25 protein-coding genes and 1 pseudogene are annotated in these 25,946 nt (G+C 56.2%); 8 read left to right on the plus strand and 18 right to left on the minus strand.

Annotated elements, in window-relative coordinates; genetic code table 11:
- The first annotated feature begins 74 nt into the window (after nucleotides 1–74).
- Complete coding sequence (locus DXX3274_RS16215; RefSeq protein WP_042860659.1) at nucleotides 75–857, plus strand: NAD(P)H-dependent oxidoreductase; 783 nt, start codon at nucleotides 75–77, stop codon at nucleotides 855–857.
- Nucleotides 858–971: 114 nt separating this feature from the next.
- On the opposite strand, the gene DXX3274_RS16220 is transcribed toward DXX3274_RS16215, so the two are convergent.
- Nucleotides 972–1,364 (minus strand): VOC family protein, encoded by a 393-nt coding sequence (locus DXX3274_RS16220; protein ID WP_042860660.1) that lies wholly within the window; start codon nucleotides 1,362–1,364, stop codon nucleotides 972–974.
- Between the two features lie 324 nt (nucleotides 1,365–1,688).
- Here DXX3274_RS16220 and DXX3274_RS16225 point away from each other — a divergent pair, with 324 nt between their 5' ends.
- Nucleotides 1,689–2,396, plus strand: coding sequence for a hypothetical protein (locus DXX3274_RS16225; protein WP_042860661.1), 708 nt, complete (start codon nucleotides 1,689–1,691; stop codon nucleotides 2,394–2,396).
- Nucleotides 2,397–2,543: 147 nt separating this feature from the next.
- Here DXX3274_RS16225 and DXX3274_RS16230 read toward each other — a convergent pair whose 3' ends face one another.
- On the minus strand, nucleotides 2,544–3,317 hold the full coding sequence (locus tag DXX3274_RS16230) for a DUF3750 domain-containing protein (protein WP_042860662.1): 774 nt from the start codon (nucleotides 3,315–3,317) through the stop codon (nucleotides 2,544–2,546).
- Nucleotides 3,318–3,561: 244 nt separating this feature from the next.
- Between DXX3274_RS16230 and DXX3274_RS16235 the strand changes: the two genes are divergently transcribed.
- Complete coding sequence (locus DXX3274_RS16235) at nucleotides 3,562–3,786, plus strand: TetR/AcrR family transcriptional regulator (protein ID WP_042860663.1); 225 nt, start codon at nucleotides 3,562–3,564, stop codon at nucleotides 3,784–3,786.
- Between the two features lie 65 nt (nucleotides 3,787–3,851).
- The gene (gene fabV / locus DXX3274_RS16240; protein WP_042860665.1) at nucleotides 3,852–5,048 is read left to right on the plus strand and encodes an enoyl-ACP reductase FabV; all 1,197 of its coding nucleotides are present in this window, start codon (nucleotides 3,852–3,854) and stop codon (nucleotides 5,046–5,048) included.
- Between the two features lie 110 nt (nucleotides 5,049–5,158).
- Here the strand turns inward: fabV and DXX3274_RS16245 are convergent, their stop codons facing one another.
- From DXX3274_RS16245 to DXX3274_RS16280, 8 genes are all read right to left on the minus strand, one after another.
- Nucleotides 5,159–6,175: an AraC family transcriptional regulator gene (locus DXX3274_RS16245; protein WP_042860667.1), complete on the minus strand. Its 1,017-nt coding sequence runs from the start codon at nucleotides 6,173–6,175 to the stop codon at nucleotides 5,159–5,161.
- Nucleotides 6,176–6,201: 26 nt separating this feature from the next.
- Nucleotides 6,202–7,263, minus strand: a complete 1,062-nt coding sequence (locus DXX3274_RS16250; protein ID WP_042860668.1) for an NAD-dependent epimerase/dehydratase family protein — start codon at nucleotides 7,261–7,263, stop codon at nucleotides 6,202–6,204.
- Nucleotides 7,264–7,467: 204 nt separating this feature from the next.
- Nucleotides 7,468–8,508, minus strand: coding sequence for a hypothetical protein (locus DXX3274_RS16255; protein ID WP_042860669.1), 1,041 nt, complete (start codon nucleotides 8,506–8,508; stop codon nucleotides 7,468–7,470).
- Between the two features lie 75 nt (nucleotides 8,509–8,583).
- On the minus strand, nucleotides 8,584–9,753 hold the full coding sequence (locus DXX3274_RS16260) for an MFS transporter (protein WP_042860671.1): 1,170 nt from the start codon (nucleotides 9,751–9,753) through the stop codon (nucleotides 8,584–8,586).
- Between the two features lie 159 nt (nucleotides 9,754–9,912).
- Nucleotides 9,913–10,842 carry a LysR family transcriptional regulator gene (locus DXX3274_RS16265; RefSeq protein ID WP_042860672.1) on the minus strand — a complete coding sequence of 310 codons (930 nt, stop codon included), beginning with the start codon at nucleotides 10,840–10,842 and terminating at the stop codon, nucleotides 9,913–9,915.
- A 58-nt stretch (nucleotides 10,843–10,900) separates the two neighbouring features.
- Nucleotides 10,901–11,170: a hypothetical protein gene (locus DXX3274_RS16270; protein ID WP_042860673.1), complete on the minus strand. Its 270-nt coding sequence runs from the start codon at nucleotides 11,168–11,170 to the stop codon at nucleotides 10,901–10,903.
- Nucleotides 11,160–12,167 carry an NAD(P)-dependent alcohol dehydrogenase gene (locus tag DXX3274_RS16275; protein WP_042860674.1) on the minus strand — a complete coding sequence of 336 codons (1,008 nt, stop codon included), beginning with the start codon at nucleotides 12,165–12,167 and terminating at the stop codon, nucleotides 11,160–11,162. The genes DXX3274_RS16270 and DXX3274_RS16275 overlap by 11 nt, the downstream gene beginning before the upstream one ends.
- Nucleotide 12,168: 1 nt before the next feature.
- Complete coding sequence (locus tag DXX3274_RS16280; protein WP_042860675.1) at nucleotides 12,169–12,375, minus strand: hypothetical protein; 207 nt, start codon at nucleotides 12,373–12,375, stop codon at nucleotides 12,169–12,171.
- 87 nt (nucleotides 12,376–12,462) lie between these two features.
- On the opposite strand from DXX3274_RS16280, the pseudogene DXX3274_RS23030 reads away from it, so the two are divergent.
- Nucleotides 12,463–12,880 (plus strand): annotated as a pseudogene (locus tag DXX3274_RS23030) (winged helix-turn-helix transcriptional regulator).
- A gap of 407 nt (nucleotides 12,881–13,287) precedes the next feature.
- Here DXX3274_RS23030 and guaA read toward each other — a convergent pair.
- On the minus strand, nucleotides 13,288–14,865 hold the full coding sequence (guaA, locus tag DXX3274_RS16285) for a glutamine-hydrolyzing GMP synthase (protein ID WP_042860676.1): 1,578 nt from the start codon (nucleotides 14,863–14,865) through the stop codon (nucleotides 13,288–13,290).
- Nucleotides 14,866–14,952: 87 nt separating this feature from the next.
- Nucleotides 14,953–16,416: an IMP dehydrogenase gene (gene guaB / locus DXX3274_RS16290; protein ID WP_042860677.1), complete on the minus strand. Its 1,464-nt coding sequence runs from the start codon at nucleotides 16,414–16,416 to the stop codon at nucleotides 14,953–14,955.
- 171 nt (nucleotides 16,417–16,587) lie between these two features.
- Between guaB and xseA the strand changes: the two genes are divergently transcribed.
- The 3 genes from xseA (at nucleotide 16,588) to DXX3274_RS16305 (ending at nucleotide 19,463) form a co-directional block, all read left to right on the plus strand.
- Nucleotides 16,588–17,973 (plus strand): exodeoxyribonuclease VII large subunit, encoded by a 1,386-nt coding sequence (gene xseA, locus DXX3274_RS16295; protein ID WP_042860678.1) that lies wholly within the window; start codon nucleotides 16,588–16,590, stop codon nucleotides 17,971–17,973.
- A 91-nt stretch (nucleotides 17,974–18,064) separates the two neighbouring features.
- Nucleotides 18,065–19,114, plus strand: coding sequence for a M4 family metallopeptidase (locus DXX3274_RS16300; RefSeq protein WP_042860679.1), 1,050 nt, complete (start codon nucleotides 18,065–18,067; stop codon nucleotides 19,112–19,114).
- Nucleotides 19,095–19,463 (plus strand): protealysin inhibitor emfourin, encoded by a 369-nt coding sequence (locus DXX3274_RS16305; RefSeq protein WP_042860680.1) that lies wholly within the window; start codon nucleotides 19,095–19,097, stop codon nucleotides 19,461–19,463. The genes DXX3274_RS16300 and DXX3274_RS16305 overlap by 20 nt, the downstream gene beginning before the upstream one ends.
- A gap of 138 nt (nucleotides 19,464–19,601) precedes the next feature.
- Here DXX3274_RS16305 and DXX3274_RS16310 read toward each other — a convergent pair whose 3' ends face one another.
- The 6 genes from DXX3274_RS16310 to ispG form a co-directional block, all read right to left on the minus strand.
- A complete protein-coding gene (locus DXX3274_RS16310; RefSeq protein WP_042860681.1) occupies nucleotides 19,602–19,838 on the minus strand; it encodes a zinc ribbon domain-containing protein in 237 nt (78 codons plus the stop codon).
- A gap of 85 nt (nucleotides 19,839–19,923) precedes the next feature.
- Complete coding sequence (der, locus tag DXX3274_RS16315; RefSeq protein ID WP_042860682.1) at nucleotides 19,924–21,414, minus strand: ribosome biogenesis GTPase Der; 1,491 nt, start codon at nucleotides 21,412–21,414, stop codon at nucleotides 19,924–19,926.
- Nucleotides 21,415–21,554: 140 nt separating this feature from the next.
- The gene (gene bamB, locus DXX3274_RS16320; RefSeq protein ID WP_042860683.1) at nucleotides 21,555–22,736 is read right to left on the minus strand and encodes an outer membrane protein assembly factor BamB; all 1,182 of its coding nucleotides are present in this window, start codon (nucleotides 22,734–22,736) and stop codon (nucleotides 21,555–21,557) included.
- A gap of 10 nt (nucleotides 22,737–22,746) precedes the next feature.
- Complete coding sequence (locus tag DXX3274_RS16325) at nucleotides 22,747–23,367, minus strand: YfgM family protein (RefSeq protein WP_038666844.1); 621 nt, start codon at nucleotides 23,365–23,367, stop codon at nucleotides 22,747–22,749.
- A gap of 13 nt (nucleotides 23,368–23,380) precedes the next feature.
- Nucleotides 23,381–24,655, minus strand: coding sequence for a histidine--tRNA ligase (gene hisS / locus DXX3274_RS16330; RefSeq protein WP_042860684.1), 1,275 nt, complete (start codon nucleotides 24,653–24,655; stop codon nucleotides 23,381–23,383).
- Nucleotides 24,656–24,806: 151 nt separating this feature from the next.
- Nucleotides 24,807–25,928, minus strand: coding sequence for a flavodoxin-dependent (E)-4-hydroxy-3-methylbut-2-enyl-diphosphate synthase (gene ispG, locus DXX3274_RS16335; protein ID WP_042860685.1), 1,122 nt, complete (start codon nucleotides 25,926–25,928; stop codon nucleotides 24,807–24,809).
- Nucleotides 25,929–25,946 lie beyond the last annotated feature (18 nt).

A 25,946-nucleotide genomic window follows, 5' to 3' on the forward strand; every position in this document is an offset into this window, starting at 1 on the left:
ATATAATGAACATTCATTTCAACTATAACAGACCGCCTCCTATGCTGTGCTTCTGTCAACAAGGAGACGATGTGATGAAAGTTTTACTGGTTTATGCCCACCCCGAACCTCGCTCGCTCAACGGCTCGCTGAAAAATGTGGTCGTCAGCCATCTGGAAAACACCGGTCATCAGGTTCAGGTATCCGATCTGTACGCCATGCAGTGGAAAACCACGCTGGATGCCTTCGATAACACCGACCGGCAGGCGGATGCCCCGTTCAACCCGTCGCTGGATTCACAGCGGGCGTTTACTCGGGGGACACAGTCGCCGGATATCGCCCGCGAGCAGGACAAACTGCGTTGGGCCGATACCGTCATTCTGCAATTCCCGCTGTGGTGGTTCACCATGCCCGCGATTCTCAAAGGCTGGATCGACCGGGTATACGCCTACGGTTTTGCCTATGGCGTCGGGGAACATTCGGAAACACACTGGGGGGATCGCTACGGGGAGGGATCAATGCAAGGCAAGCGCGCCATGTTGCTGGTCACCACCGGCGGCTGGGAATCGCACTACGCTCCGCGCGGCATCAATGGGCCGATCGACGATTTGCTGTTTCCCATCCAGCACGGCGTGTTGTATTACCCAGGCTTTGAGGTGATGCCGCCGTTTGTGGTCTACCACACCAGCCGGATGGATGACGCGCGCTACGCGCAAACCTGCGATGTGCTGAAACAGCGTCTGGATATGCTGTGGCGCGACGAACCGATACGTTTTCGGCAACAGAATGCCGGCGACTATGCTATCCCGGCATTAACGCTGAAACCGGACATCCAGCCCGACCGTAGCGGCTTTGCCATCCACATCGACCGCGCCTGATCTTTCGTTTTTTGGGGAATCCGTTTTTGGGAAATCCGCTTTTGGGAAGAGGGAACGTCTCCCCCTTCCCGTCACGGTTTTGACCGGGGTAGCCTGCGGCAGGCCGTCTGTCCGTTACGGCGCGCGGTGATACACCGCTTCGATGTTGTAACCGTCCGGGTCGCGCACAAAGGCGGCGTAGTAATCAGGATGGTATGTGGCCCGCACGCCGGGCTGGCCGTTATCCTCGCCGCCCGCCGCCACCGCCGCGGCGAAAAACGCATCCACCTCCGCTCTTGATTCTGCGCTGAAGGCAAAATGCACCGGCGGACGCGACGCCACCTCGCCCTGAAAAATCCAGAATTCGCCGCCAGGATCGGAAGACTGGCCGTACCCCATCAACACGCCGAAGCTAACGGCGAATTTCATGTCTTTGACCTGCTCATACCCTAATGGCTTTAACGCCTGTTCATAAAACCGCCGGCTACGACGCAGATCCGACACCGGAATACTCAAATGATCCAGCATGTTCCCTCCCTGTGGCGATTGAATTCTGTGGTTTTCCGCCCCGATTCACATCACGTTCGACGGAGCGGAATGACCAACATAGTCGCGTTGCCTTTGGGAAAAGATGATCCAGATCTATAAGCCAACGCTTAGTTATTCATTAAAAGTGATTTTTTATTGGCTCGCGCCCGCGTGGAGTCGGTATAAAACCATCGGGTAATAATAAAGCGAAGAAAATAAATACCGCGCTATTGTCCCTCATCCCGCCCAGGTTTCTTCCCCCGTTCGCCGATAGAGTCACAGCTCCAATCCACAATTCACACCTTAGGTGTTATGGAGTAAACAATGCCAATCAATGGCTGGTATACCGGTGATGCTGATAATGTGATGGATAATGGCAATATCAACGGCTGGGCGGATCAATCAGGCCAGGCGTTTGGTAGCAATCTGGGCGGCGGCGTACATAGCTACCAGTTTGGCCCCGTCATTAATCACTATGGAACCTGGGGACAACTGATTTATGTCAATCAGGCCAGTTTAGTCCCCCCGGACTGGAACAATCCCTCCGGTCTAAACGGCTGGATGCCTGCAAACCCCGCTCCGGACAACTCAATCTGGATTCAGGGCCATTTGGTCAATGGCGAATGCGGCGGGCAAAGCAACCACGCCGCCTATCTGACCCCAATATCCCATAACGTCAACATGTGGCACGCAGGGTATGAAGCGGTGCTGCAAAGACTGGTTAATCGGGGAGCCGCCACTGGCGTCACCGTCTCGCAATTTAACCCCAACGGCCTCGCAAATTGCAGGATCATTTATCGTACTCATGGATTACCCCCCCGCGCCGGCAGTCAGGTGCCCGATGGTATTTGCGTCAGTCTGGGCATCGTCATCAATGGGGTAATGAAAAACGATGCGGAAGTCACACAGGAATTTGCGCATGGTACTGGTAAGCAGCGCTGGTTTGCTGACCGCTACTACACGTCGGCAGGTAAGGATGACCGTAACAAAATCATTGAAATGGTTGGGGGGACAGAGATTAAGTACCCCTAAAAAAGCGTCCTGATACGTATGCCGAGTGGGAACTGAACGCGAATGTATCCACACTTTACCCGTGGATACATTTTACCCGTGGGTACATTTTACGCGAATGTATCCATTTTATTACCCGTGGTATACATTCGAGGTCAGGCATGGCTGTCACCCTTCGTGCGTTTTGGTATTGTCATACCCCAGGCGGCCGATAAACGGCAGACGCAGCGCCGGCGGGTTGAAATCCACCCCCAGGCTGGCCCCCAGAATGTTGACTTCAACGCCCTCCTCCACGCCCAGCGTCAGGCCCAGTACGCCCAGCAGCGACACCTGCACGCCTCTTCCCGAGGGCGGCAACCCGACCGGATGCGTTAACGCCCGAAAATCCTTACCGATGGCGTTGGCTGGCAGATCCAGTTTTAGTTCCGGCACTTCCCGGCCGATATGCGCCATAAACGTATTACTGTTGGGGCCGGGCCAGGCGTGATAGGTGTGCGGCCAGGGGTAGCTTTTGATCGCCGCTTCTATCTTCGGGATCATCTCTGCCGCGCTCGCCCCGCGGTGTTCAACCAGCAACCGCGGCGTTGAACCGAACCAGAACCCGTCAGGGACGGTATAGTTACGGCGAATTACATCATCGCCGCCCCAGCCGATCACCTCGTAACGCTGGTAGCGGGTTTCCCCGGCTTGTTTGACGATGATCCAGGGATGAACCGCCACCAGCCCGCGCCAGCCGTAGGTGGGCGCAGTATAAACCTGCACGATCGCGGTATCGCGTAAGGCCGCTGGATCCGGCGCCACGCCGGCCGAATCGCGCCGCGACGCCCAGATGCTTTTTCCGGACAATCGTTCTGTGCCCCACGTGGCCTGAGCCAGGCTTTGTCCAAACGACAGGATCAACACGCCGATAAAAACCAAGCCCACGACTTTGAGGTAGTGCATTGATGGGGTTTCTCCATGAAACGCAAGGGAATTAAAGCAGATTAAGCCTATCGCGCCGCGCTGTCTAACCACAACAGCAGAGGATGGCATCGCCTCCGCGCCTCGCTATGGCACGGCGTGCATTGAATCGAACTAAACGGTACGGTACGATCCGGAAATTCCGTGTTCAGCGAGTCATGTTCAACTGTCCGTGGTCAATTATCCGTGTTCAACGCTCTGAGAGGGCAGAATGGAAACCCCCAGTATGCAAACCGATGCAGCCAATCCACATGGCGTTAATACACGGGCCAATCACGGCGAGCGTCGTCCTAAAGCGTGGAAAGTTCTGGAAGCCGCACGCAAAATATTCCTGACCTATGGTTTCAGCGCCGCCACGACAGACATGAGCCAGCGCAAGGCGCATGTTTTCAAATCAACCGTTTATGCCCATTACCAAAATAAAGAACCCCTGTTTATCGCCATGCTGTAGGCATGACGACTGTCGGTTTCTTTTTTAGTGATAAGACAATATCTAAATTACTCAGGAGAACATCTATGGTTATCAAACCACGGATTAAAGGTTTCATCTGCATTACCGCCCATCCCGCTGGATGCGAAGCCAACGTCAAACAGCAAATCGATTATGTCACCGCCAATAATCCTGTCTCGAATGGCCCCAAGAAGGTGCTGATTATCGGCGCCTCTACCGGATATGGCCTGGCGGCGCGCATCACCGCCGCGTTTGGCGCCGGCGCGGACACCCTCGGCATCGCATTTGAACGCCCGGGAAGCGAGAGTAAACCGGGAACCGCAGGGTGGTATAACACCGCCGCGTTTGAAAAGTTTGCCCACGAGAAAGGGCTTTATGCCAAAAGCATCAACGGGGATGCGTTTTCTGATGAGATAAAGACGCTAACCATCGACACCATTAAACGTGACCTCGGCCAGGTCGATTTGGTGATTTACAGCCTCGCCGCGCCCAGACGCACCCACCCCAAAACCGGCCAGGTCTATTCATCCGTGTTAAAACCGATCGGAACCGACATTCGTTTACCGGGAATTGATACCGACAAAGAACTGGTAAAAGAATTCGCGCTCGAAGCGGCAACCGCGGAAGAGATCGAGAATACGGTAGCGGTAATGGGGGGCGAAGACTGGCAAATGTGGATAAGCGCGCTCAATGATGCCGGCGTATTGGCACATGGCGCCAAAACAACGGCGTTTACCTATCTTGGCGCTGACATCACGCATGCCATCTACTGGAATGGCTCCATTGGCGCCGCTAAAAAAGACCTGGATAAAAAAGTATTAAATATCAGAGAAACGCTAGCTGATATCGGAGGGGATGCCTACGTATCCGTATTGAAGGCCGTCGTTACCCAGGCCAGCTCGGCGATCCCCATCATGCCGCTTTACTTGTCATTACTTTTCAAAGTGATGAAAGAAAAGGGAACGCATGAGGGATGTATCGAACAGATTTACGGGCTTTTCAGCGATTCGCTGTATAGCGCCGCCCCGGTTATTGACGCCGAAGGCCGTCTGCGTACCGACTATAAAGAACTGGCCGCGGACATTCAGGCTTACGTCAACCAACACTGGCACAATGTGACTGCCGATAATCTTTATCAGGTCACCGACTTTGCCGGTTATAAAGAAGAATTTCTGCGGCTGTTTGGTTTTAATATTGACGGGGTGGATTACGCTGAGGATGTCAATCCGAACGTCCTCATCCCCAGCCTGATCGAGAAATAATCTGTTTCCGACAGTCTTAAATCGGGGCGACGCGGCTATGCGAGAAAACCGTCGAACCCCGTCAGACGCGATGTCATCCCGGTTGCCGTTGACGTGCAACCGGGCTGTAATCAAGCATTCTTCATCGCGCCGGCAGCCACGCGATACCGATACTCCCCCGGGGGCACGCCAGTCCACACCTTGAAGGCGCGGATAAACGAATTGGTATCCCGAAATCCAAGCAGAAAGGCAATTTCGCCTTGCGAAATGCTAAGGTGACCGAGGTAGTGCTGCGCCAGTTGCTGGCGGGTGAGGTTCAGAACTTCGGTGAAACTGGTCGATTCCTCGCTCAGTTGCCGCTGCAACGAGCGGCGGCTGACCGCCAGACGTTTTGCCACGACGTCGATCGAGTACTCTCCGGCTGGCAAACTTTCAAGCAGCATCGCCTTGACGCGGTCGCGCATCGTCGCCATCGCGTCCAGAGACGACAACCGCTTGCGTAAACCGGGTTCGAAATGCTTCCACATCGGCTCGTTCTCGGTAAGAAACGGCCGAACGCCATCCTGATGCGAAAAAGAGACGCAGATCGCCGCCCCTTTGCGCGGCAACACACCAAAATAATCGACATAGTCATCAAGGCGCTCAGGAACGGCCGGCAGAATCACCTCTCGCGGAACCACCCGATGACGCGAGCCAAGCCTGACCAGTTGCGTGATGAAGACCAGCTCGCCGAGCGCCAGGCTTTTCGGAATCTGGCCCTCGTTCCCGTAGCACTCCAGAGTTACGGATGTCTGTACTTCGCCGATATCGACCGTCAGGATCAACGGACCGACAAGTCTCTTGAACGCAGAAAGGCGTTGCATAGCGACATTGAGATTGGGGCTGCACAGGCTTGCGAAAATCGGGGGATCGAAGGCTTCGACGGAAATCGCCTGCCCAACCTTGAGCGGCAACGCAACCGCCCCGGCCGAATCCTCAAGGGCTTGCCACAACTGAAAATATTGTGCGGCGGTGATGCTTGCCTCCTTACGGGAAAGCAAGTCCGCCGGAAGGCCGGCCAGACGCAGCACATGATCGGGATTAAACCCCATATCACACATCAGCAATCGCCAGCCGGGCTGAACATAAAAGTGCGTGGCGCGTTTCATCTCTGCTCTCCCCAAACAACGGACACTTAATACCCAGGAATCTGGTGGCTATCGATCATCTGCTGAAACATATCCTGAATCGATATCTGCAGCGGCCGGTAAACCATCATAAGCTCGCGAACGCTCTTATCGTTATCCGCCTGCCATGAATATCCAACGTTGCGGGACACGAACTTGCGCGTGGTGCTCTTGTCGGCCAGCGGGGCGACCAGCCAGACCAGCCATTTGGGCAGGATACGGCGCGGAATGGGGTAAGCCTGGTACTTCGGCAGCAGCGCGCGGGCAACCTCAGGAAGCGAGGTATTGTGCCCGGAAATGATGAACCGCCCCCTGGCGCCGGGCAGGTAAGCCGCCCGCAGGTGGGCTTCGGCCAGATCCCGTACATCAACCACGCCACAGCCGATATCGGGAATACCGGCTTTCATTCGCCCGTTCCCCAACTGTCGCACCACATTGAAACTCTCCGAGGTGCCATGCGGATTGGTCCCCGGGCCGATAACCAGGCTTGGATTGATGACAACCAAATCCCAGCGCACCTGTTTTGTGACGATATCCCAGGCTTCACGCTCGGCAACGGTTTTGGAATAAGAATACGGAACATGTTCCAGCGACGAACTGGTATTCCAGACCTCCTCCGTCAGAATGTGATTCGGCGTCTTTTCGATATCGGCATTATCGCCGTAAATCGCCGCGCAACTGCTGGTCAGGACAACACGTCTGACTGACTCGACGTTGTTGACGGTTTCCAGCACGTTTCGCGTCCCAAGCCGGGCCGGATCAACCAGTTCCTTTTGGGGATTACGAATGTCGAGCTTAAACGGGGATGCGGTATGAAACACGATACCGCATCCCTTCATGGCTTGTGCATACGACCCCGCTTCAAGCAAGTCCGCCTTGAAGAAGCGAAGCGTACCGGGTTTGCCTGCCGCCATATCATTCAGATGCCCGATCTTCCGGACATCGTTAGGGTCCCGCACGGCGGCGTGAACGGTGACGCCTTCTTCCAGCAGACGTTTGACGAGCCAGCCGGCGACATAGCCCGTTGCGCCGGTCACCATAACGGGTTTGGTTTTATCGATGTCGAGCATGATGAATTCCTCATAGTGTGATGCATGCCAGGCGTCGTGTGTTAGCCGGCAAATTCTGAGGACATTCTCTCCCGTAATACGCGCCAGAACACTCGCAGTCCGCGCCAGGTGATATGCAATACGCGCCAATATTCTTCAGCGCGACCATGTCTTAAATCAGATGACTGTGTTTGTTACCCGGCGTGAATGACCACGCAGGGGGCGTCATAGGTTTCGATAAATACTGGCGATACGATGAAACGCCTTCTTGGGCGCCCACGGCGGCATCCGCCTGGAGCGGGGGTCGGCTTCCGGGAAAGTTTTAACCAGTGAAAAACTCATCATGTCCATATCCGTGGCGCCTTCGCCCAGACGGTAGGTTGGGAAAGAGAAAACATAGATGAACACGCCTTCAATACCGGCGTTTTTAAGCAGCGCCAGTTGCTCTCCCACATAATCTGCCTGCTCCTGTTCACTGCGCACAGGAACAACGCCTCCTGCAAACTTTCCGGTACCGTCAGGATTCTGCCCTTCCAGAAGCATGAATCCCCCGGCGCCTTTTGCTGCCGCGCCCACATAGCTGCAGCAGCCAACCTCCATTACCACAAGCGGCTTGCTAGTCCGGTAACACGCCAGACCTGCCACGTATTCCTCTGCTGATTCATCGTACCGGTAATAGTCGACGCCGGTTATATCAAAGCGTGACCAGTCCACATTCTCCCAGCTTCCGGCTGCATACGTCATTTGCCCGCCGTAAACGTCTCTGACAGCACGGGCAACGGATCTGAGGACTTCATTCAACAGCCCTGATTTTTGGTCCATCTCATGATTTACTTCAGAGGAGGTACTATTTGCGGACTGCGTTCCAAGCCAGGCCGCGCGTTCCATCACCGTCTCGCCGGGAAAGATCCCCTGATTGAACAGGGTCATCTCACAGCCACACACCAAAACAATATCCAGCCCCTCCTTTCTGAGGATCTCGGCCGTCCGTGCCGCTTCCCTGAAGTACGCAGGAAGCTCATCAACCGGCACATTCATCTTCCAGGGATTAAAAAAGACGGTAAGTCCGGCTTCATGTGCCATCCTGGATGCGATCGCCAGACGCTCGGTTTCTTCTCCTTCAATTCGTATGGCATTAGCATGCATTTCACCGGCAATGGCATTAATGTCATACCGCACCAGCGCTGGATCAAACGACGCCACTGAATAGGGATGTCCGGTAACAAACCGCAGACCTACATCGTAAACGACGCCTCTGTATTTCATATGGTTAGCTCCTTTTCAGTCGTGAAAACGCTCGTCCGGGTCAGCGCCGCCAGAGCAGCGATTCCGGCGGCGTCTTCAGTACTGCTCGGCAGTATGACCTGTTTTATCCGTCAGGCCGGATAAAACGGCAAGGATAAGCGCGATGGCGGAAAGCACTGCGCCGGCCCAGTTCGGTGACTGCAGACCAAACCCGGCGGCGATGACGGCTCCGCCAAGCCATGCGCCAACGGCGTTCCCGAGGTTGAAAAGCCCAATATTGACGGCCGATGCGAGCGTCGGCGCTCCTGCCGCTCTGGCTTTATCCATGACCAGTTTCTGGATAGGCGAAACGGTCGCGAACCCGAAAGCCGCCATCAGAAAAATACAGACAGCAGAGATTATCTGGCTGTGAACGCTGAAATTAAAAATCGCCAGCACGACCGCCTGAGCCGCCAGCGTTACGTAAAGCATGGGCATTAAGGCGCGATCGGCATATCGCCCGCCCAGTTGGTTGCCGACAAACAACCCCAAACCGAAGAGCAGCATCAGCCAGGCCAGGTTGCTTTCACGGTATCCGGCCAGCTCTGTCATCATCGGCGCGATGTAGGTGACGGAGGTGAAAAAAGCACCCGGTCCGAAAATGGTGATCCCCATTGCCAGCAGCACGTTGACGTTACGAAATGCATAAAACTCCTGAGCAAAGTTCTGGTTCTCCGGCCGGGGCTGATGCGGAATAAGCGTAACCACGCTGATAGCCGTTATCGCCCCGATCACAGCAATAACCATAAAGGAGTCACGCCATGAAATGTGCTGCCCAATCCACGTCCCGGCAGGTACGCCTATCAGGTTAGCCAGCGTCAGCCCCATAAACATAAATGCGATGGCCCTGACGCGTTTAGAGGGCGCAACCATGTCTGCGGCGATAATTGAGCCAATACCAAAGAAGGCGCCGTGCGTCATGGAGGTGATAATCCTGCCCAGAATCGCCATGCTCATGGAAGGGGCAAAGGCGGTGACGAGGTTGCCCGTTACAAACAGCAGCATCAGAAAAACGAGCATGGCTTTTCGCGGTACTTTGGCTCCCAGAACAATCAGTGCCGGGGCGAAAACAAACACGCCCAGCGCATAGGCGGTTGCCAGATTGCCGGCAACGGGAATACTTACGCTAAATTCTTTGGCTATCACGGGGAGCAGGCCGGCAATAATGAATTCAGTCGTTCCGATACCGAATGCACCTATCGCCAGAGCCAGAAGAGCTAATGGCATAACAAATATCCTGTTCAGAAAAAAACTGCCTGTACCGACACGCGGGGTGACATACCGGTAAACCGGCGTGTCGGTGCAGGCAGCAACGGAAATGACAGAGTAGAAGTTTATCTAAAGGTGATAAACATCCCAAAAATCGCCTGAGTGTAGACATGAGTTCTACCTTAACGGTCCGAAGTGTCCGTCTTCAGCTTTTTTAAGTAGCTCATCGACGATAAGCCGTATCTTTGGGAAAAGGTGTTTTGTTCTGGGCCAGACGATGTTTAGTTCGACGGGCTCGGGAGTGTATTCAGCCAGGAGGGGAACGAGAAGGCCCTGCTCAAGAGATCGGATAACCATAGCCTCCGGGAACTGAGCTATTCCCGCGCCGGCCAGGCAAGCCTGAAGTTTCGCATCCCCGTCGCTGATCTCATGGGCCGTGGCTGACACGAAACGAATTTCCCGCTGGTCTTCAGCTCTGAAACGCCAGGCAAGCGGTGCGCCCCGCCGATATCCCATAATACAACTGTGCTTTTTCAGGGACTCTACGTCGGCAGGTTCCCCGTAACGTTCAAGATAGGCGGGCGCGGCGCACAAAATGAGCCTCTGCCTGCTGAGACGCCGTGCAACCAGTTCATCGGTACTTTGCAGTTCGCCCAGGCGCAGAGTCAGGTCAATCCCCTCCTCCACCGGGTCAATCAGCCGATCGTTAAAAGTAAGAATGAGTCGCAGAGCAGGATAGCGGGCCAGAATATCCAGCAGCACCGGCATCATCAGATTCCGGCCAAATGAGGCCGGCATGTCTATACGCACCGAGCCTGCAGGAACTTCCTGCTTTCTGCACAGCGCGTGTTCAGCGGAATCCAGAATATCCAGCGCCGACAGGCAACTTTTCAGATAAGCCTCTCCGTCACTCGTCAGGCTCAGCTTGCGCGTGGAGCGGTGAAAGAGCTGAGTACCCAGTCTTTCTTCAAGCCGGGCGATGCTTTTTCCCACCGCAGATTTGGTAATGCCCAAGTGTTCGGCAGCTTCAGTAAAACTACGGGACTGTGCCGCGATAACAAAGTTGGTAATACCCCGCAGGGACTCTGCTGAAAACAAGGTAGCCATAAAGTTGACTCATTGATGGAAAAGCGTGAGTTTATCAATGTCTGACTCTACACCAGGCTTAAATCATCGTGGGATTGTGCTGGATCATTTCCTTACCCCAGAACGTTTCAACCTTCCCCAGATCCCGCTCGACAAACAAGGCATGCATATAATCGGCCACGCGCTGCTTGTTGCTAGCGGATTGACTTGCTTTCACTGACGGAGACACTGTCGACGCCGGCGGTTCACCGGCTTGCGCTACCCCACTGAACATGCTGGCAAACGACATGATGATGATCATTTTTTCATCAACGAATGTTTCACTGCAGTAACGCCCATCAGATTTCAAGGACAATCTTGCCAAAGTGACCGCCTGCCTGCTGCAAACGGAAGGCATCGGCAATATTTGCCAGCGGGAAAGTACGATCGATGACAGGCTTGACGCCAATCACGTCAATCGCACGCACAAGATCCTGTTGATGCTGACGGTTGCCAACGATGAGCCCTTGCAGGCGTTGCTGACGAATCAGCAACTCGGCAGTCGGCACCACACCGTTAGTGCCACTCAACACGCCAATCAATGCAATATGCCCACCGACACGCCCAGCCTGGATGGATTGCGTTAAGGTTCCGGCACCGCCAACTTCAATAACGTGATCAACGCCTCGCCCATTGGTGATGGCCTGTACGCTCGTCCCCCACTCGGGGTCATTGCGGTAGTTGATCAGATGATCAGCTCCCAACTGCTGCACACGGGCCAGCTTTTCATCGGACGACGACGTTGCAATGACCGTGGCGCCCAGCGCTTTGGCAAACTGCAACGCGAAGATTGAAACGCCCCCCGTACCCATGACGAGGACGCTGTCGCCAGCCTTGATCTGACCATTAACCACCAGAGCACGCCAGGCAGTCAGGCCTGCGGTGGTCAGCGTCGCCGCTTCAACATGACTGTAACCCAGAGGAGCGCGGGTAAAAGCGGTGGCTGGCATGACGACGTATTCACGCGCAAAGCCATCGACACCATCTCCCGGCGTTGTCGCAAAACCTGCGACGGTGGGCACTCCATCCAGCCATTGGGGGAAAAACGTTGAGACCACGTGGTCACCCACGGCAAATTCAGTCACGCCGTCTCCGACAGCCTCCACGATACCTGCTCCATCAGACATGGGAATACGGTTATCCGCTACCGGCATATGACCACTGACGACACCGAGGTCATGGTAATTGAGCGAACTGGCGTGGATACGGACCCGGATTTCACCCGAGCCTGGCAATCCCGGATCGTCCATCTCCACAATACGCAAGCCATCAAGTCCACGTGCTGCATTAGAAACAACTACTTTCATGTCAGAGCTCCCCCAACCAGGTTTGATTAGCATTCAGCCAGTCACTGAAAGTTTGCGGTGCGATTCCGGTGATTTGCTGGAAATCGTCCGTGACCGTAGCAACACGACCAGCGGCAACGATGCCGGAGATCGGAATGGTAAGTGTTTTACTAAGATGATGAAGCACCCGTTGACCAAGATGGCCGGAGGCGCCAGTAACCAGAATCATGATGCGTTCCTGTGTGGTTGTTTTGACTGAGGCGCAAGTGTATATTCCTCACTAACTTTTAGAAAGTACGCACAAAAAGGTAAGTATATGAGTGATTTGCCAGTTTTTCAGACCGATGGCCTGCAACCTTCATTATCAGAGCAAGTCCGTCGAGGCGAATTGCAAACCGTGGATTGCCCTTCAAGAGAAGTACTGAAGCACATGACGAGTCTGTGGGGGGGTACTCATCCTGCTGGCTTTACGCGGTAGCACACTGCGCTTTAGTGAGCTGCGACGGCGTTCACCCAAAGTGAGTGAGAAAATGCTGGCGCAAACACTGCAATGCCTGGAGATGGATGGATTCATCCACCGTGTTTCCTATCCAGTCGTGCCGCCTCATGTCGAGTACAGCCTGACGCCTCTAGGTTCAGAGGCCGCAGAGCAAGTGTCGGTTCTTACCGACTGGATAGAAACTCACTTGCATCGTGTGATGGACGCCAGACGGTCAAATGGTATAGGGGAATAAAGCGAAGCCCAGACTAAAACCGCCAGGTCAACGCAATGCTATGTCACGAGAGGAAATGGACGGCTCGCTTGTCAGGGGGTGATGGTACCGGCAGTCGATACCATGACATACATGCCGTTCCGGTCGGAAACCTTTACGGACTGGCTTTGGGCTTGAGAGTACGCAGTGCGGCGTCGGAGAGCATCACGCCTAACTTCGGGAGGGAATTTTTACCGTCACGACTGAAACAGAATCAATCATCAACGGCAGGGTGTTAATCCGGTCTTTTGGCTTACCATCGCGTCTACCGCCAGCCGGCTCTGCTGGCTGGCGATAGCTACCGATAGTCACCACAATCAATTTAATTAAAAATCAAACTGTTGTGGTGATTTCTCGATAGTTGGCGATAGTTTCTGAAGAAACTTGGATCATTCCCACTCAATCGTAGCCGGCGGCTTGCCGGACACGTCATAGACGACCCTTGAAATCCCGTCGACTTCGTTGATGATGCGGTTGGAGACGCGGCCGAGGAATTCGTACGGCAGGTGCGCCCAGTGCGCGGTCATGAAGTCGATGGTTTCAACCGCGCGCAGTGAAACGACCCAGTCGTATTTGCGGCCGTCGCCCATTACGCCGACGGAGCGCACCGGCAGGAACACGGTGAACGCCTGGCTGACTTTGTCGTACAGGTCCGCTTTGTGCAGTTCTTCAATGAAGATAGCGTCAGCACGGCGCAGCAGATCGCAGTACTCTTTCTTCACTTCGCCCAGCACGCGCACGCCCAGACCCGGCCCCGGGAACGGATGACGGTACAGCATGTTGTACGGCAGGCCCAGTTCCAGGCCAATCTTGCGCACTTCGTCTTTGAACAGCTCTTTCAGCGGCTCAACCAGCCCCAGCGCCATGTCGTCCGGCAAACCACCGACGTTGTGGTGCGATTTGATGACATGCGCTTTGCCGGTAGAGGAAGCGGCGGACTCGATCACGTCCGGATAGATGGTGCCTTGCGCCAGCCATTTCACGTCGGTCAGCTTACCCGCTTCTTCATCGAACACGTCCACGAATACGCGGCCGATGGTTTTGCGTTTGGCTTCCGGGTCGTCAATGCCCGCCAGTGCGGACAGGAAACGCTCTTCCGCCGGTACATGGACAATGTTCAGGCCGAACTGATCGCCGAACATCTCCATCACCTGCTCGGCTTCGTTCAGACGCAGCAGACCGTTGTCTACGAACACGCAGGTCAGGCGATCGCCAATGGCGCGGTGCAACAGCAATGCGGTCACCGAGGAATCGACACCGCCGGACAGGCCGAGAATCACCTTGTCTTTACCCACCTGTACGCGGATGCGCTCAACCGCGTCGTCGATGATTTTTGCCGGGGTCCACAGCGCCTCACACTGACAGATGTCGCGCACAAAACGCTCCAGCATACGCTGGCCCTGACGGGTGTGGGTCACTTCCGGGTGGAATTGCACGCCGTAAAAGCGTTTTTCTTCGTTAGCCATGATGGCGTACGGACAGGTGTCGGTGCTGGCAACGGTCACGAAGTCAGCCGGGATGGCGGTGACTTTGTCGCCGTGGCTCATCCACACATCCAGCAACGGCGCGCCGCTGGCGCTGACGGCATCCTGAATGTCGCGGATCAGCGCGCTGTTGGTCTTGACTTCCACCTGCGCATAACCGAACTCACGCTCGCTGGAGCCTTCTACCTTGCCGCCCAGTTGCATCGCCATAGTCTGCATGCCGTAGCATACACCCAGTACCGGCACGCCTGCCTGGAAAACATATTCCGGCGCGCGCGGGCTATTGAACTCGGTGGTGCTTTCCGGGCCGCCGGAAAGGATGATGCCATTCGGGTTGAACTCGCGAATCTGCGCTTCGGTGACATCCCATGCCCACAGTTCGCAGTATACGCCCAACTCACGCACGCGACGTGCCACCAGCTGCGTGTATTGCGAACCGAAATCCAGAATAAGAATGCGATGTTGATGAATGTTTTCTGTCATGAGAGGCGTATTCCACTACGGAGCGAAAGAAAAATTGAACCCGGCAAGTTTACCGGGTTCGTAACATTAAATCAGCCGGTAACGCGCTTAGCCCATGCGATAGTTCGGCGACTCTTTGGTGATGGTCACATCATGAACGTGACTTTCCTGAATACCGGCGCCGCTGATACGCACAAATTCGGCTTTGGTGCGCAGCGCGTCGATGGTCGGGCAACCGGTCAGGCCCATGCAGGAGCGCAGGCCGCCCATCTGCTGGTGCACGATCTCTTTCAGGCGGCCTTTATAAGCCACGCGGCCTTCAATACCTTCCGGCACCAGTTTGTCGGCGGCATTGTCAGACTGGAAGTAACGGTCGGACGAACCTTTGGACATCGCGCCCAGAGAGCCCATGCCGCGGTAAGACTTAAACGCACGGCCCTGATACAGTTCGATCTCGCCCGGCGATTCTTCGGTGCCGGCCAGCATCGACCCCACCATCACGCAGGCGGCGCCGGCGGCGATGGCTTTGGCGATGTCGCCGGAGAAACGGATACCGCCGTCGGCAATCACCGGAATGCCGGTGCCTTCCAGCGCGTCAACCGCATCGGCAATCGCGGTAATCTGCGGTACGCCCACGCCGGTCACGATACGAGTCGTACAGATGGAGCCAGGGCCGATGCCCACTTTCACCGCGCTTACGCCGGCTTCGGCCAGGGCGCGTGCGCCGGCGCCAGTCGCCACGTTACCGCCGATGATTTGCAGCTCCGGGTATTTGGCGCGGGTTTCGCGGATACGCTGCAATACGCCTTCGGAGTGACCGTGCGAGGAGTCGATCAACAACACGTCCACACCGGCGGCGACCAGCGCGTCGATACGCTCTTCGTTGCCGGCGCCGGCGCCTACTGCTGCGCCTACGCGCAGACGGCCGTGTTCGTCTTTACAGGCGTTCGGCTTACGTTCAGCTTTCTGGAAGTCTTTTACCGTGATCATCCCGACCAGACGGAATTGCGCATCCACCACCAGCGCTTTTTCGATGCGGCGCTCGTGCATTTTCTGCAGCACCACGTCGCGGGCTTCGCCCTCTTTTACCGTCACCAGACGTTCTTTCGGGGTCATTACCGCGCTGACCGGGCGGTCCAGATCGGTGACGAAACGCACGTCACGGCCGGTGATGATACCGACCAGCTCATTGCCTTTCGTTACCACCGGGTAACCGGCGAAACCGTTGCGTTCAGTGAGTTCTCTCACCTGACGCAGCGTGGTTTCCGGGGTTACGGTCTGCGGGTCGACCACCACGCCGCTTTCATGGCGCTTCACGCGGCTGACTTCTTCCGCCTGGCGCTCAATCGGCATGTTCTTGTGAATAAAACCGATGCCGCCTTCCTGCGCCAGCGCAATAGCCAGCCCGGACTCAGTCACGGTATCCATTGCGGCGGACAGCATGGGAATGTTCAGACGGATGCGCTGAGTCAGTTGCGTGCTCAGATCGGCCGTGTTGGGCAGAACCGTGGAATGGGCTGGAACGAGGAGAACATCATCGAAGGTCAGAGCTTCTTTAGCGATACGTAACATGGCAATATCTCACCGGAAATGGGATGGGAATTAGACAAAATATTGCCGCGGCATTATACAGGGCGAAATCGATTGCCTCCAGTATTTTTTTATAAAAATGCTTGCGAACCGCACACTGACCGGTAGTATTGATGGATTAACTCTCTGTTTTACTATTTGATCCGGGTCACAATGTCCTCATTGCCGTCATCCGCCATATTTACCGTCAGCCGCCTGAATCAGACGGTAAAACAGTTGCTTGAAGGTGAAATGGGCCAGGTCTGGCTCTCCGGTGAAATATCCAATTTCTCCCAGCCCTCCTCCGGTCACTGGTACTTTACGCTGAAAGACGAGCGCGCCCAGGTGCGTTGCGCCATGTTCCGCACCAGCAACCGGCGGGTCGACTTCCGACCGCAAAACGGGCAGCAGGTGCTGATTCGCGCCACCATCACGCTGTACGAACCGCGCGGCGACTACCAATTGCTGGCTGAAAGCATGCACCCGGCAGGCGACGGCCTGTTGCAACAGCAGTTCGAGCAGTTGAAACAGCGCCTGTCGGCGGAAGGATTGTTCGACCAGCAATACAAGCAATTGCTGCCCAAACCGGCGCGTCAGGTTGGCGTCATTACCTCCGCCAGCGGCGCGGCGCTGCACGATATCCTGCATATTCTACAACGGCGCGACCCTTCGCTGCCGGTGGTTGTCTACCCGACTGCGGTGCAGGGTGTGGATGCGCCGGCTCAAATTGTGCGGGCCATTGAGCTAGCCAACCTGCGTCAGGAATGCGATGTGCTGATCGTCGGCCGCGGCGGCGGATCGCTGGAAGACCTGTGGAGCTTCAACGATGAACGGGTGGCGCGAGCTATCTTTGCCAGTCGCATCCCGATTGTCAGCGCGGTCGGTCACGAAACCGACGTGACCATCGCCGACTTCGTGGCGGATCTGCGCGCGCCGACGCCTTCCGCAGCGGCGGAACTGGTCAGCCGCAACCAACTGGAGCTGCTGCGGCAGATTCAGTCCCAGCGTCAGCGGCTGGAAATGGCGATGGACTACTATCTGGCGCAACGCCAGCAGCAATTCGTCAGGTTGCAGCATCGGCTGCATCAGCAACATCCGCAACTGCGTCTGGCCCGCCAGCAGACGCAATTACTTCGCCTGCGCCAGCGTCTGGACGAAGCCATCCAGTTGCAACTGCGTCAACAGACTCGCCGTCAGGAACGTGTTGTCCTGCGGCTACGGCAGCACCAGCCGCAACCCCGCCTGCACCGTGCGCAGCAGCAGGTACAACAGTTGCGCTACCGCATGCAATCCGCGCTGGAAAAGCAACTTAATCAGCATAAACAACGATTTGGCGAAGCCTGTTCCCATCTCGAAGCCGTCAGCCCACTGGCAACGCTGGCCCGCGGCTACAGCGTCACCACCGCGCCGGATGGCAAAGTCATGAAACACACCGCTCAGGCCACCAGGGGCGATATCTTGAAAACTCGGCTGCAGGATGGCTGGGTAGAGAGTCAGATCACTGAAATCAAAAAAGAATCTACTAAACCGCGCGCAAGACGCCAGACGAAAAATATTTAGTGATTAGGCTATACTTATCGTGTCATAACTGTGGTAGATCAGTGTTGACAATATGTTGCAAACCATACTGCAAGGCATAAGGAGATGAAGTATGCAATCCGCCCGTAACATCATTCCGCCCTATATTCTGCATCGCATTATTAACAATGGATCGGATGAGGAACGTCGTTGCGCGCAACAAACTCTGATGCACGTGCAGTCACTGATGGTGGCCCCGGTCATCCATCCCGATGAGCATGAGGAACACCCTGCCGGCAAGATACAGCGCGATATTTACGACGCAGAGCACCAGCAGACATTGCCGGGCAAGCAGGTACGGACGGAAGGTCAGCCGGGGAATGGCGATATCGCTGTTGATGAAGCCTACACCCATCTGGGCATTACCTATGACTTCTTCTGGAAAATCTTCGGTCGTAACTCTTTGGACAACAAAGGTTTGTCGCTGATCGGCAGCGTTCACTACGGCAAGGATTACCAGAACGCGTTCTGGAACGGGCAGCAGATGGTGTTTGGCGACGGCGACGGTAAAATCTTCAATCGTTTCACCATCGCGCTGGATGTGATCGCCCACGAGCTGTCGCATGGCGTGGTGGAAAGTGAAAGCAACCTGCTGTATTTCCGCCAGTCCGGCGCGCTCAACGAATCACTCGCGGACGTGTTTGGCTCTATGGTCAAACAGTACTACCGCAACCAGAAGGTACAGCAGGCGGACTGGATTATTGGTGAAGGACTGCTGGCCGACGGCATCGACGGCAAAGGCCTGCGTTCCATGGCGCGTCCCGGCACCGCCTATGACGACCTGCTGCTGGGCACCGACCCGCAACCAGCCCATATGCGGGATTTCGTCAATACCCGCGAGGACAACGGCGGCGTGCACCTGAACTCCGGAATTCCCAACCGTGCCTTCTATCTGGCGGCTATGGCGCTGGGCGGCTATTCCTGGGAAAAAACCGGTCGTATCTGGTACGACGCCCTGTGCGACAAAGAGCTGCCGCAAAATGCGGATTTCTCCATCTTTGCCAGATTTACCGTGGAGCACGCCAAAAAGCGCTTTAATGAAGCGGTAGCTGACGCTGTGCTGCGTGCCTGGCATCAGGTCGGGGTCGATACGGGAATTCTTAATGAGCACGAACAGGAATAGCCTGCCCGATTTGACGGATGATGTGATTATTGAACTGGCGCGCGAGGGCGGTTTCGCCTGGCTCCCCAGACTGGCCGGCCTGCGCCGCTTCGCGCTGGCCGAGGTTTCTGACGCCAAGAAGGAGAAGCTCTGCGCCATGCTGCGTGATGTTCTGCCGGCCGCGCAGGAACCCGGTCAGCCAGACTCTCCCGGCCGCGGTGACCAGTTCTACTACCGTATCCATATTCACTACTGCAATACGCCGGATACCCGCCAAACGGACTGGGTATTGCTGATCCCCGAGCAGAGCGCGCCATCGGAACTGGAAGCCTTGTGGCGCAATGGTCTGGATGACGATCAAACCTCCTGACGGCTACTTCGAACCTATCCCAATAGGGCTATTTTACTTGCCATTTTGAACCTGGCAGTGCTCGAAATCCTCACGTACTACGTGTACGCTCCGGGTTCTCCACGCTGTCCGTGTCCAAACTGGCTGCGCCAATTACGCCTATTGAGATAGGCTCTTAGGCTGGTAACGAATGACCACGCGGGAACGTGAAATCAGCCCGTGACCGCCGGCGCACAGATAACTTTCCGCCCCACAGGCACGCAATACCTGCAACGGCTGTTCGCATTGCGGACACAGCGTCAAACGCAACAAACCCCGCAGGCAACCCTCACAGCGGTACTGTTCATCGCCGCGCCATACCATCGGCTGCTGACATTCGGGACAATAAGCGTCCATCTTCCTTCTCCGGATCACACATAAAAAACGGGGCAGAATCGCTCCTGCCCCGATATAACGACTCATTTTCCACCGCTACTGATGCTTACTTGCCTTTCTTGAGGTGCTGCATCAGGCGTTTACGCTTGCGCAGCTGATTCGGCGTCAGCGTGTTGCGTTTGTCGGCGAACGGGTTTTCCCCTTCCTTGAACTGAATACGAATCGGCGTTCCCATAACATCCAGCGAACGCCGGTAGTAGTTCATCAGGTAGCGCTTGTAGGAATCCGGCAGATCTTTGACCTGATTGCCGTGGATCACCACGATCGGCGGATTGTATCCCCCAGCATGGGCGTATTTCAGCTTCACGCGACGGCCACGCACCAACGGCGGCTGGTGGTCGTCCGCCGCCATCTGCATGATGCGGGTCAGCATCGCGGTTCCCACACGACGGGTGGAACACTCATAGGCTTCGTTGACGGATTCAAACAGGTTGCCCACGCCGCTACCGTGCAGCGCCGAAATAAAGTGAATACGGGCAAAATCGATGAAACCGAGGCGCAGGTCGAGGGTTTCCTTCACCTGCTCCCTGACCTCCTGCGACAATCCATCCCACTTGTTCACCACAATGACCAGCGAACGGCCGGAATTGAGGATAAAGCCCAGCAGCGACAGATCCTGATCGGAAATCCCTTCGCGGGCGTCAATCACCAGCAGCACCACGTTAGCGTCTTCGATCGCCTGCAATGTCTTGATCACCGAGAACTTCTCGACGGCATCGGTAATCTTGCCGCGTTTACGTACCCCGGCGGTATCGATCAGCACGTAGTCGCGGCCATCGCGCTCCATCGGGATGTAGATACTGTCGCGTGTGGTGCCCGGCATGTCGTACACCACCACCCGATCTTCCCCGAGAATACGGTTGGTCAACGTTGACTTACCGACATTCGGACGGCCGACGATAGCCAGTTTAATCGGCAACCCTTCCAGATTCAGCGCATCGTCTTCACCCTCTTCGCCATCGCTGTCGCCTTCACCGAGCTGTTCCGCCCAGTAAGCCGCGTTCGCTTCTTCTTCGGTCAGCTCACGCGTTTCCTGCACCGGATCGACGGCAAACGGCAGCAGTACCTTTTCCAGCAGAGAAGCGACGCCACGACCATGCGATGCCGCAATCGGATACACCTCTCCCAGCCCGAGCGAATAGAAATCGGCAATACCGGTATCGATATCGATACCATCGACTTTGTTGGCAACCAGAAACGTGTCTTTTTCACGCATACGCAAATGCTGAGCAATGGCGTGATCCGCCGGCATCAGGCCATCGCGGGCGTCCACCAGAAACAGCACGATATCCGCTTCTTCGATCGCCAGCAGCGACTGCTCGGCCATGCGCGTTTCCACGCCATCTTCATTACCGTCGATACCACCGGTATCGATAATAATGAATTCATTTCCCTCCACCTCGGCACGACCATACTTGCGGTCACGCGTCAGCCCAGGGAAATCCGCCACCAATGCGTCACGGGTACGCGTTAAGCGGTTAAACAGCGTGGATTTCCCCACATTCGGGCGCCCGACCAGCGCGACGACAGGTATCATTGTTACAACCTCATTGCTTATATTTCAATTCGTTACAGCAGAAAGGACTGCTGATGATAAAAGACGAAACGGCCCCTGACAGTATCAGGAGCCGTTATGGGGATGGCGGATACACCGCCCGTCCCGGTCATGCGAAGCGGTTAACGGGTAAAGGCGTAAACCTCGCCGCCTTTAGCCTGCACCAGCAGCTTGTCGCTGGCGACCACCGGTTTGCTCAGCAGACCGGAGCTATCCACTTTCTGCTGAACCACAAAGCGGCCGTCAGTCGTGTTGACCCAGTGCAGATAGCCTTCGGCATCGCCGACCACCAGGTATCCATTATACAACGCCGGCGCCGTCAGGTTGCGGTGCAGCAGATCGCCCTGCCGCCAGATCACCACGCCGCCGTTGGTGTTCAGCGCCGTAATGCGATCGTCCTGATCGACCAGATAAATACGATCGCCATCGACGATGAAATCATTCACCGAGCCAATTTCGCGCTTCCAGCTAATCTGCCCGGAACGCAGATCCAGTGCGGTCAGGTTGCCATTATATCCCAGCGCATACACCACGTTGCCTGCCACGACCGGCGTGGTGTCGACATCGTTCAGACGAGCGATTTCAGTCGCGCCGCCCGGCTGGGAGATGCGCTGCTGCCAAATCAACTGACCTTGATTGATCATTACCGCGCTGACGCGTCCGTTGTCGCCACCGACAATCGCCGCGCCAAACGCCGTCGTCGGCGCAGACTCGCCGCGCAGCGACAGCGACGGCATATCCAGATTCACGGTCCATTTGATGGTGCCGTCAGACTCGCTGAGCGCCTGCAACATGCCGTTGCTGGTATGAATGATCACTACGCCATCGCTGACCACCGGGCTGGACAACACTTCACCCGCCACTTTGGTCTGCCACTGCACAGTACCGTCGTCGGCATTCAGGGCGAACAGCTGCGCGCGTTCGCTACCGACATAAACGTGATTGCCCGACACCGCCACGCCGCCCGACAGCAGCGCCGGCCGGTTGCTGGACAGCAGGCCGGTTTTCTCCGCCAGATCGGCGCGCCACTTCTCTTCGCCGCTATTAAGATCCAGCGCTTTTACCGTACCGTGACGATCGGCCGCATACACGCGGCTGTCCTGCCAGGTCGGATGCAGGTTGGAGTAGAACTCACCGGTACCGTCTCCAACGGAGCGACTCCAGACTTTGGTGGGGGTAAACTGGTTGGTCACCTGCGGCAGCGGAGACATTTTGACCACGTCTTCCTCGCGATCAAACAGCGAACAGCCGCTCAGCAGGGTAACGGAAACCAGTCCGACCAAAAGTGTTTTACGCAGTTGCATGAAGTCCCTCTTAGCTGGGCAGATTGTTCAGTTTGATACGCAACAGGGATTGCAGCCCCTGAGAAGGTTTCGCCGCCATGCCTTTGTTGTAGGCATCACGCGCGCCCTGATTGTCGCCTTTGCTCGCCAGCACGTCGCCGCGAACATCGGCCACCATCGCCGTCCAGCCTTCCAGCTTGATGGCATCGAGCGTTTTCAACGCATCATCCGGCTTCTTCTGCTGCAACAGTACGCGAGCCAGGCGCAGATTGATCAGCGCCTGCAAATCGCCATCTTTGGTCTGGCTCAATGCCTGACGGAGCTGCTGCTCGGCTTTGGCGATATCATTTTTTTCAACGAACTGGTGCGCCAGCGCCAGTGAAGCCAGCGCGCCGTAATTGCCATGATCGCCGGTGACAAACTTTTCAGCGCCGGCAACGCCTTCCGGCGTACCGGCAGACAGAGATTCGGTCACTTGCTGATAGGCAGCGGAAGCCGCCATCGCGTTGCTTTCCTGATGGTTTTGCCAGAAACGCCAGCCTACCAGGGCGCCGATACCCAGCACCACGCCGATAGCCAACGCCTTGCCATTCTCGATAAAGAAGCGGCGAATCGCCTCAACCTGCTCGTTTTCAGTGCTATAGACTTCCACGCTGCCTTTCTCCTTAATTCAGTAACGCCGCCAGACGCGCCGCCACATCCGCCTGAGCCAGGGTTTCCTGCTCGCCGCTGGTCAGGTTTTTCACCACCACCTGCCCGGCAGCCACTTCGGTTTCACCCAGCACCAGCGCAACCCGCGCCCCGCTCTTGTCCGCGCGGGCAAACTGTTTCTTGAAATTACCGCCGCCGTAGTTGGTCATCAGCTTCAACTGCGGCAGCGCGTCGCGCACTTTTTCCGCCAGCTGAATCGCCGCATGCTGCGTGCCGGCACCGGATGAAATCAGGTACGCGTCTACGCCAGGCTGCGCCGCAAACGCCGGATTGACGGTCTGCACCAACAGCACCAGACGCTCTAGCCCCATGGCAAAACCCACCGCCGGCGTACTGGAGCCGCCGAGCTGTTCAACCATGCCGTCATAGCGACCGCCGCCGCACACCGTCCCCTGAGACCCCAGACTGCTGGTAACCCATTCGAAAACGGTACGGTTGTAATAGTCCAGTCCGCGAACCAGCCGCGGATTAACCTTATATGGGATGCCGGACTGGGTTAAAAGTTCACACAATTCATCGAAATGCGCGCGAGAGTCGTCATCCAGATAATCGGTCAGCACCGGTGCATTATCCAGCAACGCCTGTACCTGGGCATTCTTGGAATCGAGCACACGCAGCGGATTGGTATACATGCGGCGCAGGCAGTCTTCATCCAGTTGATCTTTGTGCTCTTCCAGGAAGGCAATCAGCGCTTCGCGGTAGCGGGCGCGGGCGTCCAAAGAGCCGATCGAGTTCAGTTCCAGACTGACGTGCTGATCGATCCCCAGCACGCGCCACCAGCGGGCGGTCATCAGAATCAGTTCCGCATCCACATCCGGTCCTTTCAGACCAAACACTTCGCATCCCAACTGATGGAACTGGCGATAACGCCCTTTCTGCGGACGCTCGTGGCGGAACATCGGGCCGATATACCACAGGCGCTGCTCCTGGTTGTACAGAATGCCGTGCTCGATTCCGGCGCGGACGCACCCTGCGGTGCCTTCGGGACGCAAAGTCAGGCTGTCGCCGTTGCGGTCCTCAAAAGTGTACATTTCCTTTTCAACCACATCGGTTACTTCGCCGATCGCACGTTTGAACAGCGAGGTCTGCTCGACGATCGGCATACGGATTTCGCTATAACCGTACCCGCGGAGTACCTGTTTCAAGCTGTCTTCAATACGCTGCCACAGTGCCGTTTCGGCTGGCAGGTAGTCGTTCATGCCACGGATGGCTTGAATATTCTTTGCCACGTCAGTTCTCTATGCGTTTTCAGAAATTAATGCGCTTTAAAAAATAGACCCGATTATAGGAGCAACGACGCAATATCTTCAATGTCGCTGCCGCTATCATCGGGCGCTTCAATTCAGGAATTGGTGCCGGATCGCATTCATGCAATCAGAATCACTTATCCACCATATTGACGGCGATACGCTGTTTTTCATCCAGCATAGACGCCTTGGCGCGGATCTTGGCTTCCAGTTGGTCGATCATATCGTCGTTGTCAAAACGCTCTTTCTGGCGGACACCGTCTTCGTAAAAACCGCTCTTCTTGTTGCCGCCGGTTACGCCCAGCGTCGATACCAGCGCTTCGCCAGGACCGTTGACCACGCAACCGATGATCGATACATCCATCGGCGTGACGATGTCTTCCAGCCGCTGTTCCAGCGCATTCACCGTGCCGATCACGTCGAACTCCTGACGAGAGCAGGTCGGGCAGGCAATGAAGTTGATGCCGCGGGAACGAATACGCAGAGACTTGAGAATATCGAAACCGACCTTGACCTCTTCCACCGGATCGGCCGCCAGCGAGACGCGCAGCGTATCGCCGATGCCTTCGGAAAGCAGCAATCCAAGACCGATGGCGGATTTCACCGCGCCGCTGCGCGCGCCGCCAGCTTCGGTGATCCCCAGATGCAACGGCTGATCGATACGGGACGCCAGCAAGCGGTAGGACTGCACCGCCAGGAACACGTCCGACGCTTTGACGCTGACCTTGAAGGCGTGGAAATTGAGGCGATCGAGAATATCCACATGGCGCATGGCGGATTCCAGCAGCGCTTCCGGCGTCGGTTCGCCGTATTTTTCCTGCAGATCCTTTTCCAGAGAACCGGCGTTCACGCCAATGCGGATCGGAATATTTTTGTCACGCGCACAGTCCACCACCGAACGGATACGCTCTTCGCTACCGATATTGCCGGGGTTGATGCGCAGGCAATCGACCCCGTATTCCGCCACTTTCAGCGCGATACGGTAGTCAAAATGGATATCCGCCACCAGCGGCACATCCACCTGTTGCTTAATCAGACGAAATGCTTCGGCGGCGTCCATAGTCGGTACCGAGACGCGTACGATGTCCACGCCAACCCTTTCCAGCGACTTGATCTGCCTGACCGTGGCGTCAACATCGGTAGTGCGGGTATTGGTCATCGATTGCACTGCAATCGGCGCGCCATCACCGACAGGCACCTTGCCGACGTAAATCCGGGTTGATTTGCGGCGGTTGATGGGTGCGGGGTTATGCATCACTTCTTCTCCACAATT

Source organism: Dickeya sp. NCPPB 3274 (assembly GCF_000406205.1).
Lineage (GTDB): Bacteria > Pseudomonadota > Gammaproteobacteria > Enterobacterales > Enterobacteriaceae > Dickeya > Dickeya fangzhongdai.

What these genes read in the sequence shown, in the direction of transcription:
- DXX3274_RS16215 (WP_042860659.1), top strand. Translation starts at nt 75, where the DNA reads ATGAAAGTTTTACTGGTTTATGCCCACCCCGAACCTCGCTCGCTCAAC.
- DXX3274_RS16220 (WP_042860660.1), bottom strand. Translation starts at nt 1,364, where the DNA reads ATGCTGGATCATTTGAGTATTCCGGTGTCGGATCTGCGTCGTAGCCGG.
- DXX3274_RS16225 (WP_042860661.1), top strand. Translation starts at nt 1,689, where the DNA reads ATGCCAATCAATGGCTGGTATACCGGTGATGCTGATAATGTGATGGAT.
- DXX3274_RS16230 (WP_042860662.1), bottom strand. Translation starts at nt 3,317, where the DNA reads ATGCACTACCTCAAAGTCGTGGGCTTGGTTTTTATCGGCGTGTTGATC.
- DXX3274_RS16235 (WP_042860663.1), top strand. Translation starts at nt 3,562, where the DNA reads ATGCAAACCGATGCAGCCAATCCACATGGCGTTAATACACGGGCCAAT.
- fabV (WP_042860665.1), top strand. Translation starts at nt 3,852, where the DNA reads ATGGTTATCAAACCACGGATTAAAGGTTTCATCTGCATTACCGCCCAT.
- DXX3274_RS16245 (WP_042860667.1), bottom strand. Translation starts at nt 6,175, where the DNA reads ATGAAACGCGCCACGCACTTTTATGTTCAGCCCGGCTGGCGATTGCTG.
- DXX3274_RS16250 (WP_042860668.1), bottom strand. Translation starts at nt 7,263, where the DNA reads ATGCTCGACATCGATAAAACCAAACCCGTTATGGTGACCGGCGCAACG.
- DXX3274_RS16255 (WP_042860669.1), bottom strand. Translation starts at nt 8,508, where the DNA reads ATGAAATACAGAGGCGTCGTTTACGATGTAGGTCTGCGGTTTGTTACC.
- DXX3274_RS16260 (WP_042860671.1), bottom strand. Translation starts at nt 9,753, where the DNA reads ATGCCATTAGCTCTTCTGGCTCTGGCGATAGGTGCATTCGGTATCGGA.
- DXX3274_RS16265 (WP_042860672.1), bottom strand. Translation starts at nt 10,842, where the DNA reads ATGGCTACCTTGTTTTCAGCAGAGTCCCTGCGGGGTATTACCAACTTT.
- DXX3274_RS16275 (WP_042860674.1), bottom strand. Translation starts at nt 12,167, where the DNA reads ATGAAAGTAGTTGTTTCTAATGCAGCACGTGGACTTGATGGCTTGCGT.
- DXX3274_RS16280 (WP_042860675.1), bottom strand. Translation starts at nt 12,375, where the DNA reads ATGATTCTGGTTACTGGCGCCTCCGGCCATCTTGGTCAACGGGTGCTT.
- guaA (WP_042860676.1), bottom strand. Translation starts at nt 14,865, where the DNA reads ATGACAGAAAACATTCATCAACATCGCATTCTTATTCTGGATTTCGGT.
- guaB (WP_042860677.1), bottom strand. Translation starts at nt 16,416, where the DNA reads ATGTTACGTATCGCTAAAGAAGCTCTGACCTTCGATGATGTTCTCCTC.
- xseA (WP_042860678.1), top strand. Translation starts at nt 16,588, where the DNA reads ATGTCCTCATTGCCGTCATCCGCCATATTTACCGTCAGCCGCCTGAAT.
- DXX3274_RS16300 (WP_042860679.1), top strand. Translation starts at nt 18,065, where the DNA reads ATGCAATCCGCCCGTAACATCATTCCGCCCTATATTCTGCATCGCATT.
- DXX3274_RS16305 (WP_042860680.1), top strand. Translation starts at nt 19,095, where the DNA reads ATGAGCACGAACAGGAATAGCCTGCCCGATTTGACGGATGATGTGATT.
- DXX3274_RS16310 (WP_042860681.1), bottom strand. Translation starts at nt 19,838, where the DNA reads ATGGACGCTTATTGTCCCGAATGTCAGCAGCCGATGGTATGGCGCGGC.
- der (WP_042860682.1), bottom strand. Translation starts at nt 21,414, where the DNA reads ATGATACCTGTCGTCGCGCTGGTCGGGCGCCCGAATGTGGGGAAATCC.
- bamB (WP_042860683.1), bottom strand. Translation starts at nt 22,736, where the DNA reads ATGCAACTGCGTAAAACACTTTTGGTCGGACTGGTTTCCGTTACCCTG.
- ispG (WP_042860685.1), bottom strand. Translation starts at nt 25,928, where the DNA reads ATGCATAACCCCGCACCCATCAACCGCCGCAAATCAACCCGGATTTAC.